The 14,554-nt window shown below is 68.3% G+C and carries 17 protein-coding genes; 4 read left to right on the top strand and 13 right to left on the bottom strand.

Annotated elements, in window-relative coordinates:
* Nucleotide 1 precedes the first annotated feature (1 nt).
* Complete coding sequence (locus ACIRGA_RS02365; protein ID WP_400935846.1) at nt 2-475, bottom strand: Lrp/AsnC family transcriptional regulator; 474 nt, start codon at nt 473-475, stop codon at nt 2-4.
* 248 nt (nt 476-723) lie between these two features.
* Here ACIRGA_RS02365 and ACIRGA_RS02360 point away from each other — a divergent pair, with 248 nt between their 5' ends.
* Nucleotides 724-936, top strand: a complete 213-nt coding sequence (locus ACIRGA_RS02360) for a BldC family transcriptional regulator (RefSeq protein ID WP_005151795.1) — start codon at nt 724-726, stop codon at nt 934-936.
* Between the two features lie 150 nt (nt 937-1,086).
* Nucleotides 1,087-1,269 carry a hypothetical protein gene (locus tag ACIRGA_RS02355; protein ID WP_005151794.1) on the top strand — a complete coding sequence of 61 codons (183 nt, stop codon included), beginning with the start codon at nt 1,087-1,089 and terminating at the stop codon, nt 1,267-1,269.
* 6 nt (nt 1,270-1,275) lie between these two features.
* On the opposite strand, the gene ACIRGA_RS02350 is transcribed toward ACIRGA_RS02355, so the two are convergent.
* The 7 genes from ACIRGA_RS02350 to hemL all read right to left on the bottom strand — a co-directional run bounded on the left by ACIRGA_RS02350 (nt 1,276) and on the right by hemL (nt 8,703).
* On the bottom strand, nt 1,276-2,613 hold the full coding sequence (locus tag ACIRGA_RS02350; RefSeq protein ID WP_400935844.1) for a MinD/ParA family protein: 1,338 nt from the start codon (nt 2,611-2,613) through the stop codon (nt 1,276-1,278).
* Between the two features lie 79 nt (nt 2,614-2,692).
* Nucleotides 2,693-3,673, bottom strand: coding sequence for a c-type cytochrome biogenesis protein CcsB (gene ccsB / locus ACIRGA_RS02345; RefSeq protein WP_400935842.1), 981 nt, complete (start codon nt 3,671-3,673; stop codon nt 2,693-2,695).
* A gap of 5 nt (nt 3,674-3,678) precedes the next feature.
* Nucleotides 3,679-5,259, bottom strand: a complete 1,581-nt coding sequence (locus ACIRGA_RS02340) for a cytochrome c biogenesis protein ResB (protein WP_400935840.1) — start codon at nt 5,257-5,259, stop codon at nt 3,679-3,681.
* A complete protein-coding gene (locus ACIRGA_RS02335; protein WP_400935839.1) occupies nt 5,256-6,029 on the bottom strand; it encodes a cytochrome c biogenesis CcdA family protein in 774 nt (257 codons plus the stop codon). Before ACIRGA_RS02335 ends, ACIRGA_RS02340 begins: the two co-directional genes overlap by 4 nt.
* 162 nt (nt 6,030-6,191) lie before the next feature.
* Nucleotides 6,192-6,773: a TlpA family protein disulfide reductase gene (locus ACIRGA_RS02330; RefSeq protein WP_400935837.1), complete on the bottom strand. Its 582-nt coding sequence runs from the start codon at nt 6,771-6,773 to the stop codon at nt 6,192-6,194.
* The gene (locus tag ACIRGA_RS02325) at nt 6,770-7,402 is read right to left on the bottom strand and encodes a histidine phosphatase family protein (protein ID WP_400935835.1); all 633 of its coding nucleotides are present in this window, start codon (nt 7,400-7,402) and stop codon (nt 6,770-6,772) included. Before ACIRGA_RS02325 ends, ACIRGA_RS02330 begins: the two co-directional genes overlap by 4 nt.
* The gene (gene hemL / locus ACIRGA_RS02320; protein WP_400935833.1) at nt 7,399-8,703 is read right to left on the bottom strand and encodes a glutamate-1-semialdehyde 2,1-aminomutase; all 1,305 of its coding nucleotides are present in this window, start codon (nt 8,701-8,703) and stop codon (nt 7,399-7,401) included. Before hemL ends, ACIRGA_RS02325 begins: the two co-directional genes overlap by 4 nt.
* A 123-nt stretch (nt 8,704-8,826) precedes the next feature.
* On the opposite strand from hemL, the gene ACIRGA_RS02315 reads away from it, so the two are divergent.
* A complete protein-coding gene (locus ACIRGA_RS02315) occupies nt 8,827-9,318 on the top strand; it encodes a TspO/MBR family protein (RefSeq protein ID WP_400935831.1) in 492 nt (163 codons plus the stop codon).
* Here the strand turns inward: ACIRGA_RS02315 and ACIRGA_RS02310 are convergent.
* The 4 genes from ACIRGA_RS02310 to hemB are packed head-to-tail and all read right to left on the bottom strand — an operon-like array spanning nt 9,315 to nt 11,649.
* Nucleotides 9,315-9,689: a hypothetical protein gene (locus tag ACIRGA_RS02310; protein WP_400935830.1), complete on the bottom strand. Its 375-nt coding sequence runs from the start codon at nt 9,687-9,689 to the stop codon at nt 9,315-9,317. The two genes, ACIRGA_RS02315 and ACIRGA_RS02310, sit on opposite strands and share 4 nt — an antisense overlap.
* Nucleotides 9,667-10,119 (bottom strand): hypothetical protein, encoded by a 453-nt coding sequence (locus ACIRGA_RS02305; RefSeq protein WP_400935828.1) that lies wholly within the window; start codon nt 10,117-10,119, stop codon nt 9,667-9,669. The genes ACIRGA_RS02310 and ACIRGA_RS02305 overlap by 23 nt, the downstream gene beginning before the upstream one ends.
* Entirely contained in the window at nt 10,116-10,667 is a 552-nt protein-coding gene (locus ACIRGA_RS02300; protein ID WP_038520117.1) for a hypothetical protein, read from the bottom strand. Before ACIRGA_RS02300 ends, ACIRGA_RS02305 begins: the two co-directional genes overlap by 4 nt.
* 10 nt (nt 10,668-10,677) lie before the next feature.
* Entirely contained in the window at nt 10,678-11,649 is a 972-nt protein-coding gene (gene hemB / locus ACIRGA_RS02295; RefSeq protein WP_400935826.1) for a porphobilinogen synthase, read from the bottom strand.
* Between the two features lie 136 nt (nt 11,650-11,785).
* On the opposite strand from hemB, the gene ACIRGA_RS02290 reads away from it, so the two are divergent.
* On the top strand, nt 11,786-13,057 hold the full coding sequence (locus ACIRGA_RS02290; protein ID WP_400935824.1) for an Nramp family divalent metal transporter: 1,272 nt from the start codon (nt 11,786-11,788) through the stop codon (nt 13,055-13,057).
* A 385-nt stretch (nt 13,058-13,442) separates the two neighbouring features.
* Here ACIRGA_RS02290 and ACIRGA_RS02285 read toward each other — a convergent pair whose 3' ends face one another.
* Complete coding sequence (locus tag ACIRGA_RS02285) at nt 13,443-14,468, bottom strand: metallophosphoesterase family protein (RefSeq protein ID WP_400935822.1); 1,026 nt, start codon at nt 14,466-14,468, stop codon at nt 13,443-13,445.
* Between the last annotated feature and the right edge of the window lie 86 nt (nt 14,469-14,554).

The raw sequence follows: 14,554 nt of genomic DNA, 5'->3' as shown, positions 1-14,554 counted from the left end.
GCTACGCGTCGCCGTTGCGGCCCTCGTCCAGGCCCGCGTTGTTGGGCCGCCCTTCGAAGCGGGTGGAGAGCACGACGGTGGTGTTCGTGCGGCCGACGCCGGGGATCCGCCGCAGCCTGCCGAGCGTCCGCTCGAGATCGTCGACGGTCGCCACGCGCACCTTGACGACGAACGCTTCGTCACCCGCCACGGCGTAACAGCTTTCGACCTCGTCCAAAGCGCCGAGCGCCGCCGCGACGTCGTCCTCGGTCGCGGTGTCGGTGGGGTGGATGCCGACCAGCGCCGTCACCCCGAGCCCGACCGTATTGGGGTCGACCATGGCGTGGTAGCCGGTGATCACGCCGGCGGCCTCGAGTTTGCCGACCCGCTCGTGTACTGATGAAGCGGAGAGCCCGACAGACCGGCCGAGGTCGGCGTAGGTAGCCCGCCCGTTCTCCCGCAATGCCGCGATGATCTTCCGATCCACCTGGTCCACCGCTACACCTTAGGTGCCACGGCCGGATTCGCGTGATCAGGGCGCGTTTTCATACATCCGTGACAAGACCTGGGCCCCGGCGGGCGCATGTCGTGGTTGTCGGTTTTGACCTTTAAGGGCTCTTTACCTCTGGACAACCGTTCGAGTACCCGACGGGTGAGATGCAACGATTGCCGTGTTGGCTACCCGGCACGACGGGCATCGGGCCCGCCTCCGGTTTAGCACTGGAACCGTGAAGGAGGCGGAAAATGACCGCGACCATGGGCGGCAGGTTGCTCACCCCCGGTGAAGTGGCGGCCCTGTTCCGGGTCGACCCCAAGACCGTGACCCGCTGGGCGACCGCGGGCCGGATCGGCTCGATCCGCACTCCCGGTGGGCACCGCCGGTTCCGCGAGGCCGAGGTGAACGAGCTCCTCGCCGAGCTGACCACCGACGCCAGCGAACCCGCTCGCAAGGTCTGACCAGGCATTTCCCCTAAAAAGGACTCCAGTGACGAAGGGCTCGTAATCGCCCTTCGTCACATTGGGGTATCCATGAGTCCCCCCCGCGCACGGCAAAGAGGCTAGCCTCGTGGGACTGAGCAACGTCCTCCACGCGGAAAGGGACCGAGCATGATCTATCTGCTCGCGGCCATCGGAGCGCTCACCGTCGCCGTGGTCTTGTGGCGCGCGTTCGGGATCGAGCGCGTCGGGGTGCCCTCGTCGCGACCGACACTGGCCCCGGACGACGACCCCGACTTCCTGCGCAAGCTCGGTGAGCAGCAGCGCAAAGGTAAAGACGAGGACAAAGAGTAAAGAGGACTAGGGCTGGATCGGCTGGTACTGCTGGCCGCCGAAGCCGTCCGCGACGGTGGCCGCCAGTTCCAGCAACGCCAGCCGCGTGTCCTCGTCGAGCCGGTCCAGCTCGATCTCGGCGCCCTCTTCCAGGTGCGGGTCGAACGGAATCCGGCAGACCGAACGGACACGCGCGCCGAAGTGCGCGGAGAGCTTGTCGAGATCGACCGAGCCACCCTTCGGCCGCACCGAGTTGATCACCGCGACGGACCGTTTGACCAGGTCGCCGTAGCCGTGCGCCTCCAGCCAGTCGAGTGTGGCCGACGCACTGCGCGCCCCGTCGACGGAGCCTGACGAGACCACCACCAGCGCGTCCGCGACGTCCAGGACGCCCTTCATCGCCGAGTGCATCAAACCGGTCCCGCAGTCGGTGAGCACGATGTTGTAGAAGTGCTCCAGCAGGTTGACCGTGCGCCGGTAGTCGTCCTCGGAGAACGCTTCCGAGACCGCCGGATCCTGCTCGCTGGCGAGGATCTCCAGCCTGCTCCCGCCCTGCGAGGTGTACGAACGGACGTCGCTGTACCTGGTGATCTTGTCCGCGTCCCGCAGCAGGTGCCGCACGGTCGCGGTGGTCTCGATCGGGATCTTCTGCGACAGCGTCCCGCGGTCCGGGTTCGCGTCGACGGCGACGACCCGGTCACCGCGCAGCGACGCGAACGTCGAGCCCAGCGTGGTCGTCGTGGTGGTTTTGCCGACGCCGCCCTTGAGGCTGAGCATCGCGATCTTGTAGCACCCGCGCAGCGGCTGGTTGATCTGCGCGATCAGTTCGCGTTTGCGCGTGTCCTTGGGGCTCTCCCCCGGATTGACGAGCTTCCCGGTGCCCACGTAAAGCGCCTTGCGCCAGCCCGACTGCGGCTTGCGCTTCTGCGGCTTCACCAGGCTCGCGGTGGCGAGTTCGTCCGGGAGCGCGTGCCTGCCCTGCGGCTGCGGGAGCCCCGGCACCGCCTGCTGCTGCGGCGGCGCGTACTGCTGCTGAGGCGGCGGGTACTGGGCGGCCTGCTGCGGCGGCGCCTGCTGCGGCTGAGGGTGCAGCGGAGGCAGGTTCTGGTCGTAGGGCTGCTGATACTGCTGCCCTTGCGACGGCTGCGGCAGCGAAGGCTGCTGTTGCGGAGCGGGCTGCTGCGGCGGGTACTGGCCCTGCTGCGGGTACTGCGGCTGGACGACCTGGGTCGGCTCCGCCTCGAAACCACTCGCGGCCGGATGCGGCGCGGAGTCCGTCCTGTCCTCGGAGAACAACTCCGAGGACTGGCCGGTCTCGGTCGGTTCGGGGTGGCCTGGAGCCGATTCTTCACTGGGTCCGGTCACCGCTGAATTCCTCCTCCGCGCACGTCTTCCCCCATTACCTCAGTATTGACGGTAGTCGGCTCGCGTGCAGCGGCGACGGTCAGCCCCCGGCGTAGGAATGCAGGCCGGAGGTCACCAGATTCACGAAGAACAGGTTGAACACCGTCGCCGAGAAACCGACGATGTTGATGATCGCCGCCCGCTTGCCCCGCCAGCCCGCGGTGGCACGGGAGTGCAGGTACGCCGCGTAGACGACCCACGCGACGAAGGCGACGGTCTCCTTCGGGTCCCAGCCCCAGAACCGGCCCCAGGCCGCCTCGGCCCAGACGGCGCCGCAGAGCACGCCGAAGGTGAAGACCGGGAACGCGAAGATGGTCGTGCGGTAGGCGATGCGGTCGAGCACGTCGGCGGTCGGCAGCTTCGGGCCGAATTTGGCGAACTTGGCCGGGTTCTCGTCGTGCGCGGCGCGGAAGAGGTAAAGGACGCTCGCGACGCCGGGCACCAGGAAGACGCCCGAGCCGATGATCGCCGCGGAGACGTGGATGATCAGCCAGTACGACTGCAGCGCGGGCTGCACCGGCGCGGCCGTCGTGTACAGCATCGTGCCGTTGATGAACATCAGGATCACGACCGGCGTGAGCAGGAAGCCGGTGAGGTGGCGGACCGGGAACTTCCGCAGGATCACGATCCAGGTCAGGACCGCGATGAAGGTCGTGGCCATGCCGTACTCGTACATGTTGCCCCAGGGCGCGCGGTGCACGGCGAACCCGCGCAGCACGATCGCGGCCAGGTGCAGCAGCGCGGCGAGCACCAGCAGCGCGGCGCCCATGCGGCCGATGCGCTCCGGGCGGCCGACCTCGCGCGATGTCCCGATGGGCGTCCCGTACGCCGGTGCCGTCACCGACGGACCGCCGGCGCCGACCAGCTCGCGGGCCTTCTGCTTGCTGCGTTCCGCCGCGAGCCTGCCCTTCGCGCCGAAGCCCTGCTCGACGAGGGCGAACATCAGCGCGAGGACGTAGATCGCCGCCGCGGTGGTGTAGGAGTAGTCGCTGTACTGGGACAGCGTCTCGTTGATCGGCATGACCTCTAGTTGCCTCTCTGCCCCTGGACCAGCTTGTCGCCGATCCGCTGGAACTCTTCGCCGTAGCCCGCCTGATCGGTGCGCGCCAGCCCGGCGACCTCGATCACGGTACCCGTCTCACCTTCACGCGCCGGGGTCACCCGGACCCACACCCGGCGCCGTTTGACCAGCAGCGATCCCGCCAGCCCGATCAGCATCGCGACCGCGCAGACCAGCACCCAGCCCTGCACCGGATCGTGCGAGACCTGGATGGCGACCCATTCCTGGACGCCGTCGAAGCGGACCTTCGTGCCGTCGTCCAGCACGGTCTCCTGGCCCTGGTCCAGGTTCTGCCGGGTGAGCTTCTTGAGCCTGCCGTCCGCGACGAGCGACTGGTCGATCTGGAAGATCGACTGCCCGCGGCCCGCGTCGAGACCGAGGTCGCCGCGATAGATGTCGACGGCCACCGCCGGCTTGTTCGCCTCGGGCCGCGACGACGTCAGCACGTTGCCGTGCATGAACGCGGTCGGCGCGAGCAGGCCGGTGATCGCGAGCTGACGGGTGCGGCGTTCGATCGGGTCGGTGATACCCGGCTGGTCGATCTTCGTCGCGCCTTCGGAAAGCTTCGTCGGCTCGTCGGCCGGACGCCACGGCGTGATGTTGGTGCGCACGGTGCCGTCGGGGAAGGTCACCGTGAACTTCGGGGAGTAGCCGAAGTTCAGCAGGTAGACGCGGTCGCCCGCGGTGCGCAGCGGCGAGTTGACCTCGAGCCCGTACGGCTTCCACGCGCCGGTCTTCAAATCCTCGCCGGACTGGTACTCCATGTTGGAGTGGTAGTAGTTCGCCTGCCCGTTCTGGGTGTAGCGAGCCTCGAAGTCCTTCAGGCGGATGCAGAACGCGTTGAGGTCGGTGCCGTCGACGCGCAGCCCGGCGTTGAAGGTGTCGTAGCCGAGGATGCCGGAGTTGCACCACGGGCTGTCGTCGGCTTGGACGATGACCTGGCCTTCGTAGCCGAACATCTTGCCCAGCGCGAAGAAGATGATCAGGCCGAGCATGCCGAAGTGGAAGACGAGGTTGCCGGTCTCGCGGAGGTACCCGCGTTCGGCGGAGATGCTCCGGCTTCCGTCGGCCTCTTCGCGCTCGACGCGGCGCCAGCCCTTGAGCAGCGCGTGCGTGTCCTTCATGACCGTCTCGGGGGTCCGGTCGGTCGTGGTGGACACGTGATGCGGCATCCGCGAGAGCTTGCGCGGCGTGAGTACCGGCTTCGCGCGCATCGCCTTCGCGTACTCGAAGCTGCGCGGAGCGAGACAGCCGATGAGCGAGATCATCAGCAGGATGTAGATCGCGGAGAACCAGACGCTGCCGTAGACCTCGAAGAACTGCGTGCGGTCGAGCAGTTCGCCCCACCAGCCGTGCGCGGCGATGTACTCGTCGGTCTTGGCGACGTTGAGGTTCCGCTGCGGCAGCAGGGCGCCGGGCATCGCGGCGAGCGCGAGCAGGAACAGCAGCACCAGCGCGGTGCGCATCGACGTCAGCCCGCGCCAGGTGTTGCGCAGGAAACCGAGGACGCGCTTCAGCGGGGTCTGGCGGTATTCGGTGGTGGTCACAAGGGCAGCCTGATGTCGGTCACGAGGGTGTTCCGGATCCAGCCGGTCATGTCGCCCCAGAGCCCGGTCACCAGCAGGACGCCGACGACCAGCAGCAGGGCTCCGCCGAAGACCTGCACCTGACGGCCGTGGCGGCGCAGCCAATCGGTGGCGCGGACGGCCCAGCGGGCACCGAACGCGATGAGGAGGAACGGCAGGCCGAGGCCGAGGCAGTAGACCAGGATCAGCACGTAGCCGCGCGCCGCCGCGCCGCCGGTGGCGCTGGCCATGGACATGACCGCGGACAGCGTCGGGCCGATGCACGGCGTCCAGCCGAGCCCGAACACCGCGCCGAGCACCGGCGCTCCCCACAACCCGCCGCGCGGCACGTGGTGGGAGCGGAACTCGCGCTGCAGCCCCGGGATCCAGCCGAGGAAGACCAGCGCCATCGCGATCGTGAGCACGCCGCCGAGGCGCTGGATGAGGTCCATGTTGAGCTGGACGACGTCGGCGATCCACACCAGCGTCCCCAGCGTCACCACGAAGACGACGGTGAACCCGAGCACGAACAGCGCCGCCGCGCCGACGACGGCGTAACGGCCCTTCTTGCGCTCCTCGTCGGCGCTGACCGCTGGAGCGTCCGCGCCGACCAGCGCCGCCAGGTACGCGAGATACCCGGGCACCAGCGGCACGACGCACGGCGACGCGAAGGAGATCGTCCCGGCCAGCAGCGCGACACCCGCCGCGAGCAGCAGTGGCCCGGAGAGGGCCAGCTCGGTAACGGAGTTCACGGAAAGGAGCGTAGGGAGTGTGGTCCAGGTGAAAACGCCGGGGCTGGCCGAACGGGACCTACGTCGCACCCGGTCAGGACCTTGGTCCTGCCGCCTTTCGTCCTCTGAATGCGGTGGTTGCGCACGCAAGGAACGCATTCAGAGGACTAAACGCGGGAGGGGTCAGGCGGGTTCGGCCGCCAGGCGCTGGACGACCGGCAGCAGGTCCGACGCCAGCAGGTCCCGCAGGAACACCGCCGCGACACGGTGCTGTTTGTCCAGCACGATCGTCGACGGGATGATGTTGCGCGGGTAGCCCGAGAGCTGCAGCAGCGTCCGCCCGGACGGGTCGTAGATCGACGGGTACGTCAGCTTCCGGTCCCGCATGAAGTCCTGCGCCGGCGCCCGGTCGTTGTCGCGCAGGTCGATGCCGACCACCTGGACGCCGGACGCCTTGGTCTGGTCGTAGACCTTCTGCATCTCCGGCGCCTCGACGCGGCACGGCCCGCACCACTGGCCCCACAGGTTCAGCACGATGACCTTGCCGGGGAAGTCCGCGATCGAGAGCTGCTTGCCCTCGTTCATCAGGTCGTCGCCGGACAGCGTCGGCGACGGCTGGCGATCCGCGACGTCGTAGGTGATGTCGACCTTCCCGCCCGGCGACACGAAGTTGAACGAGCCGCCGGTGACCACGGCGTCCTTGCCGGTGCTGCAGCCCGTGACGACGAGCATCAGCACCGCCATGGCCGCCAGCGCGCGTTTCATGCCCCGGTCACCTTCGGGTCGGTCGTGCCGGCGGGCTCGCTGTAGACGATCCGCACGAGTTCCTCGCCCTCGAAGACCAGGCTGGTCAGCGAAGCGAGCGAACACTGCCGGTTCCGCGGGTCGTGCCAGAGCCGCTTCGCCTCCAGGAAGCGCCGCACGGTCCAGATCGGCAGCTGATGCGAGACGCACAGCGCCTCGTGGCCCTCGGCCGCCCGCCGCGCGCGGTGGATCGCGCCGAGCATGCGGTGCGCGATCTCGACGTACGGTTCGCCCCAGGACGGCCGGAACGGGTTGACCAGCTTGGGCCAGTGCTTCGGCTGGCGGAGGGCGCCATCGCCGACGGCGACCCGCTCGCCCTCGAACTGGTTGTCCGCCTCGATGAGCCGTTCGTCGGTCTCGACGTCGAGCCGGTGCGCGGCCGCGATCGGCGCCGCTGTCTCCTGCGCGCGCTGAAGCGGCGAAGCGACGACGTGCGTGATGTCGTGCTTCGCGACGGCCTCGGCGACCGTCAGCGCCTGGCGCTGTCCGCGGTCCGAGAGCTTGAAGCCGGGCAGACGGCCGTAAAGGATCTTGTCCGGGTTGTGCACCTCGCCGTGGCGAAGCAGGTGCACGATCGTCGTCTCGCTCACGCCTGGACCGCCTCGGCTGCGGCGCGCGCCGCGACGCGAAGCGCGGACTCGATGATCTCGAACTCGGCGTCGCCCATGGCCGCGTTGACGAACCAGGCCTCGTACGCGCTCGGCGGCGCGTACACGCCGTTGTCCAGCAGCGCGTGGAAGAACGCCGGGAACCGCCAGGTCTCCGAAGCCTGCGCGCCCGGGTAGTTCGTCACTGGGCTCTCGCTGAAGAACACGCTGACCAGGTTGCCCGCGTACTGAACGGTGTGCGTGACGCCCGCCTCGGTCAGCGACCGGCCGAACAGGTCACCGAGCCGCTTCGCGTTGGCGTCCAAGGCCGCGTACACGGCGTCGTCGGCCGCGCGCAGCGTCGCGAGCCCGGCGGCGACGGCGACGGGGTTCCCCGACAGCGTCCCCGCCTGGTACACCGGCCCGCCCGGGGCCAGCTTCGCCATCACGTCGGCGCGGCCGCCGAAGGCCGCGGCGGGCAGCCCGCCGGACATCACCTTGCCGAAGGTGTAGAGGTCACCGGCGACCCCGTCGAGGCCGAACCAGCCCGCCTTCGAGACGCGGAACCCGGTCATCACCTCGTCCATGATCAGCAGCGCGCCGTGCTCGCGCGCGATCTCCTTGAGCCCCGCGTTGAAGCCCTCGGCGGGGGCGACGGCGCCCATGTTCCCCGCGGCGGCTTCGGTGATGATCGCGGCGATCGCGTCCGGGTTGTCCACAAAGGACTTCCGGACCGCGTCGAGATCGTTGTAGGGCAAGACGATCGTGTCGGCAGCCTGCGCACCGGTGACACCGGGCGACGTCGGGAGCCCGAGGGTCGCGACGCCGGAGCCCGCTTCGGCGAGCAGCGCGTCGACATGGCCGTGGTAGCAGCCCGCGAACTTGATGATCTTCGACCGGCCGGTGAATCCCCTGGCCAGCCGGATCGCGCTCATCGTCGCCTCGGTGCCGGAGTTGACCAGGCGCACCCGCTCCACCGGCTCGACGCGGGCGATGATCTCCTCGGCGAGTTCGACCTCTCCGCGCGTCGGAGTGCCGAACGACAGCCCGTCGACAGCGGCTTCGCGCGCCGCGGAGACGACGTCCGGATGCGCGTGCCCGAGGATCATCGGCCCCCACGAGGAGACCAGATCGACGTAGCGGTTGCCGTCCGCGTCCCAGAGGTACGGCCCCTCACCGCGCACCATGAACCGCGGGGTCCCGCCGACGGAGTTGAAGGCCCGCACCGGGGAGTTCACCCCGCCCGGGATCGCGGCCTTCGCTCGTTCGAACCATGCCTTGGACTGATCGACTCCGGTAGTCACCTCCCCAGTCTCGCAAATCCCCGATGACACCCGCCGCCGAGTCCTCGCGGTTCCGGGCATGGCGTGACCAGGCCCACTAGGGTGGGAAGCAGTCGGTGTCGAAACCCTCGCGGAGGAATCCACGTGTCCACGGTGCCGTCACCACCGACCCACCACCGTCGCCTGCGCTGGCAGGCCTTGGCCGGATTCATCGCCATGTCGGCGATCGTCGGGACGGTGGCCGCGCTGGCCGTGGCCACCCGTTCCGAAACGCACAACGCGCTGATCCGCCCGTCGTGGGCGCCACCGGGCTGGTTCTACGGTCCGACGTGGACGGCCCTGCTCCTCCTGGTCGCCGTCGCGGGCTGGTGCTACTGGCGGACCGACGGCGAGACGCGCGGCTTCGCCTTCTACGGCGTCTGCCTGCTGCTGACTCTGCTGTGGACGCCGTTGTTCTTCGCCGGCGGCGCGCACGCCCTGGCGCTGGCCGACGTCGTCGTACTGGACTTCATGGTGCCCGTGACGATGATGGAATTCGGGCGCCGGTCGAGACTCGCCGCCTGGCTGTTGGTGCCGTATCTGCTGTGGCTGCTGTACTCGACCGCGGTCAACGCCGCCGTCGTCTGGCTCAACTAATCCTTGGGCTTGCGGCCCTTGGCCCGCACGGCGAGCAGGAACTGGCGGATCGCGTCCACCACCAGGATCGCGGCCAGCACGCCCAGCCCGATGGCGCCGGCGAGCGGGCCGCCGAAGTACCGCTGCGATTCGAGGGTCGTCGTTTCGCCGTAGGTGATCACGACCGGGACGACACCGGCCTTCCAGCACGCGAAGGAACCCCACACCGCGAGCGCGGCGAGGATCAGTTCGACCGCCCCCACCACGGCGCGCAGGGGTTTGTGCAGCCGGGCGTCGCGCCGGGAGTCCTCCGGTGGCCAGAGATCGGCGCCGGTCGGCTGGGGAAGGTCGATCACGGTGAGCAGTTTCTCATGACTCTGTGGTGCGAGCACGCACCAAATCCCCGAGAGCCTCGCGAAGGGCGTCCGGATCCTTCGCCCAAGCGCGCACGAACACGCCGTCTTCGAGCTTCAACCCGACTTCGCCGTGCTTCTTGGGGATCGTCCAGCCGCCGCCGAGGACGCGCGAGCCGACCGGGGCCTCGTCTTCGAGGACCTCGGCGATCCGGGCCGCCTCCAGCGTTTCCCTGCCCTGCCGGTAGCCGTCCGCGGTGACTTCGAGCGAGAGATACCGGCGGCGCGCGTAGACCCAGGGAATGGTGATCGCCACCAGCCCCACCGCGACCAGGATCCAAGCGAGCCAATGGACCGGGCCGCCCGTCGCCAGCTCAGCGAGCAACCCGGCGAGAGCGAACAACGGCGCCCACAGCAAAGCCGTCCAGCCGACGCCGGGTTCGTCGTAGCGGGGCGGCTCGGGTGTCATGGCAGCGTGCGCCCGACCTTCGGGAAATGGTCGGAGACGCTGGGCAGGTACATGAGGACCAGCGCGATCGCCACCAGCAGCGTGGACACCAGCAGGAACACGTTGAGCGAACCGCGCAGGATCAGCAGTTCCACCAGCACCAGGAACACCGCCCCCACGGTGAGGACCGTCCTGGCCGACCGGGTTCCCTCACGGGCCTTGTACGCGAACAACGCGAACAGGACGGCGAAGGTGAGCGCACCGCCGAACAGCATCCACAGCAGGGTGTTCACGCCGGACGCGACCTGAGCCGGATCGGCGGGCTGGCCGGGGACCGGGTTCTCCCTGATCTGCTTGAGGATCCCCTCGGTCAGTTCGTCCTTCAGCACCAGCAGGGCGATCTGCCCGGCCACCAGGACGACACCGGCGAGGATCCACAGCCAGAACGAGATCGCGACCGGCTTCGGCACCACGATCTTCGGCGGCTTCTGGCCCGGCAGGATCGGATCCGGTGACATTCCCCGCTTGCGGCGCTCGTCGTCCGTTTCGTCGGCTTTGCTGTCGCTCACGCGAGGCAGCCTAGTCCAGCCAAGCAGCGGCTTCGGCGGCCCAGTAGGTCAGGATCATGTCCGCGCCCGCCCGGCGGATCGACGTCAGCACCTCGAGGATCGTGCGCTCGCGGTCGAGCCAGCCGTTCGCCGCGGCGGCCTCGACCATCGCGTACTCGCCCGAGATGTTGTACGCCGCGACGGGAACCGTCGACGCCTCGGCGGCGGCCCTGATGACGTCCAGATAGGACAGGGCGGGCTTGACCATGACCATGTCGGCGCCCTCGGCGATGTCCAGCTCGATCTCGCGCAGCGCCTCGCGGACGTTGCCCGGATCCTGCTGATACGTCTTCCGGTCGCCCTTCAGCTGCGAATCGACGGCCTCGCGGAAGGGGCCGTAGAACGCGCTGGCGAACTTCGCCGAGTACGCGAGGATGCCGGTGTCCGTGCGCCCGGCACGGTCGAGCGCGGCGCGGATGACACCGACCTGGCCGTCCATCATGCCACTGGGGCCGAGCAGATGCGCGCCCGCTTCCGCCTGCGCCAGACCCATTTCCGCGTACAAGCGCAGGGTCGCGTCGTTGTCGACACCGCCGTCGGCGTCGAGGACGCCGCAGTGGCCGTGATCGGTGAACTCGTCGAGGCACGTGTCCGCCATCAGGACGGTCGCGTCGCCGAGCTCGGACCTCAGGTCGCGCAGGGCGACGTTGAGGATCCCGTTCGGGTCGATGGCGCCGGAGCCCTCCGCGTCCCGGGTCTTCGGGATGCCGAACAGCATCAGGCCGCCGACGCCGGCGTTGACGGCCTCGACGGCGGCCTTGCGCAGCGTGTCGCGGGTGTGCTGGACGACCCCGGGCATGCTGGAGATCGGGCGGGGCGCGTCGGCGCCCTCGGCCACGAACATCGGGAGGATCAGCTGGCGCGGGCGCAGCGTCGTCTCACCGACCAGCCTGCGCATCGCCGGAGTGGTACGGAGCCTGCGGGGACGATGTTCGGGAAACACCCCCACGACGGTACTCCCGCTCGCTTGAGAGGCGGTGAACGGCCGAACCTTTCCTAAGGAACGGTAAAGAGTCACCTTTGTCCGATTCACACGCGGTGTGACGTGGGTTACCTTCGCCGTCATGTCGAGTTCAACGGTGACCGACCAACTGGAAGAACCACCCGTCGGCTGGCGCGCACGGCTGCGCCAGGTCGGGCCGGGGATCATGGCCGCGGCGACCGGGGTCGGCGCGGGCGACCTCGTCGCGACGATGGTGGCCGGGTCGCGCTTCGGGTACACGCTGCTGTGGGCGGTGCTCGTCGGCACGATCTTCAAACTCGCGCTGGCCGAAGCCGTCGGCCGCTGGCATCTGACCTCCGGCCGGACGATCCTGTCCGGCTGGCGGACGCTCGGGATCTGGGCGCTGATCTACTTCGGGATCTACGCGGTGATCTGGGGCTTCGTCTACGGCGCGACCGCCATGTCCGCGTCGGGGCTGCCGCTGAACGCGCTCTTCCCCGCCCTTTCGGTGCGGTACTGGGCGATGATCTGCGGTCTGCTCGGCTTCGCTCTGGTGTGGTTCGGGCGCTACGCGATCATCGAGAAGCTGATGACGGTGCTCACCGGCGTCATGTTCGTGACCGTGGTCGGCACCGCGATCCTCGTCGTGCCGAACTTCGCCGAACTGTTCGAGGGCGCCGTCCCGACCCTGCCCGACGGCTCACTCGTCTACGTCCTCGGCCTGGTCGGCGGCGTCGGCGGCACGATCACCATGGCGGCGTACGGCTACTGGACGCTCGCGAAGGGCTGGCGCTCGGCGAAGTGGCTGCCGATGATGCGCACCGACAACGCCGTCGGGTACGTCATGACCGGGATCTTCGTGATCGCGATGCTCATCGTCGGCGCGGAATTGCTGATGGGCCAGAAGATCATCTCGGGCGACAAGGGCTTGCTGTTCCTCGGCGACACCCTCGCCGCGGACTACGGGCAGTGGGCGCGGATCCCGTTCCTCATCGGCTTCTTCGCCGTTTCGTTCACGTCGGTGATCGGCGTCTGGCACGGCGTGAGCCTGCTCTTCGCGGACTGGTGGCGCATTCTGCGGCTGCCCGCGAACACCACGGAAAGCGTTGAGGCATATGAGAAGAAGGCCGGTGAACGCAGTGTCGCGTACCGGGGATACGTGCTGTGGCTGACCTTCCCGCCGATGGCGTTGCTGTTCCTGGACCAGCCGTTCCAGCTCACCGTGATCTACGGCGTGCTGGGCGCGTTGTTCATGCCTTTCCTGGCGGCGACGTTGCTGGTGCTGCTGAACACGTCACGGGTACCGCGGGAAGGGCGTTCGCGGTGGCTGTCGAACGGGCTGTTGGGCATCTGCCTGGCGATGTTCGCTTACCTGGCGTACACGGAGGTCGTGAAGTTCTTCTCGTGAGTGGTAAGGGCGGTCCTATTGAGGGGCAAGTCGAATATGGCGTGCCGCGCACCCTTTGCAGCCTGGGTCCGCGCTGACCGACGAGGGCCGACCGCGCGGTGAATGTCCACAAAGGACAGATTTTGAGCTGCAAATGTCCGGTTTAGGCAGTCTGCACGGTTCCACGAGGGGGTCGTGAGTGGCAAAGAGGGTTCTATTTTTTTTGAGCCGAAGGTCAAACGTGGCGTGTTCTTGGGCGGGCCGATGGTGGGATGAAGGCTCCCTTCGCCGCGTCTAATGCGGTGAAAGGAGCCTTCGGCCCTGGTCAAGCGCGGGTCGTGAGTGGCGTTTCGGGTTATAAAAATAACCGTCCTCGCCACTCACGACCCGCTGTACCGACGCCCGATCAGTGCGGGAAACCCCAGGAGTTGTGCAGGGGCACGGTGATCTGCTTCAGCCAGGTCTTCGTGGTGAAGTCGCGGGCCTTGATGACCACCGAGCCGGGCGAGACCTCGACCTGCAGTCCCTGATTGAACGCCCCGCCGAGGGACACTTCCCCGCCCTTGCCGTCGTCCGTCCAGCCGGTCTGCACGGCCGCGGTGTTGACCACGGTGAAGCCTTCGAGGTTGCCGGTGCCCGGAACCACCCGGCGGACCACCCAGTCCGACAGGTTGAGGTCCCAGTGCGTGTGCCCGGAGAAGAGGAACACGTCCCGGTGGCGGCCGAGGATCGAAAGCAGCCTGTCCGGTTGGAGGTAGTCGGACCGGTAGAGCTTGTTGTGCGTACCGGAAACCGTGTTGGGCAGCGGATGATGGGTCAGCACCATCACTGGGCTGCGCCGGTTCGACCAGTACCGGAGTCGCTGCTCGAGCCAGGTGAACTGGCGGTCGCTCATCCAGACCTCGTCCCACAGCTTCGGGTCGTGGTACTTCGCGTACCGTTCGGTTCCGAGGCAGAGCACCGGAACACCGCCGAACGACGTCTCGCTGTAGACGGTGTTGCGGCCCGAGAACCGGTAGAAGCTGCGGAACAGCGAGTCCTCGGTCGTCCCGTTGGGCCAGGTCTCCTGGGCGAGAGTGTCGGGGTCCCGCCATTTCGGGACGTAGAACTCGTGGTTGCCGATGGCCCACGCGACCTCGCGCGGATGCGGGTGCTTGTCGAAGGTCGAGCGCAACTGGGCGTACTCGAAGTCGTAGCCGCGCGGGGTGAGGTCACCCGCGATGCCGAGCCCCGCACTGCCGGGGTTGATCGCGTGCAGGTCGTCGAGCGCGTTGCCGAAGTCGGTGAGGTCGCCCTGGATATCGCTGAGGATGTTGAAGCGGACCACCGGCCCATGCGGGCCCCACTTCGCCTGTGCCTCGGCCTGCCCCGGCAGCATCGTCACCCCTGCGGCCGCACCGCCGGCAGCCACCATGAAAGCTCTTCGATCCATAACCCGAACGCTACTCACGTTTTATGGCCGGATTCGGTCGTGCTTCTGAACAACGCGAGTCCGTGAAGGACTCCTTGAGGGACCCA

Source organism: Amycolatopsis sp. NPDC102389 (assembly GCF_044765885.1).
Lineage (GTDB): Bacteria > Actinomycetota > Actinomycetes > Mycobacteriales > Pseudonocardiaceae > Amycolatopsis.
Note: the sequence above shows the minus strand (reverse complement) of the source record. Positions and strands in the feature narration are given on the sequence as shown.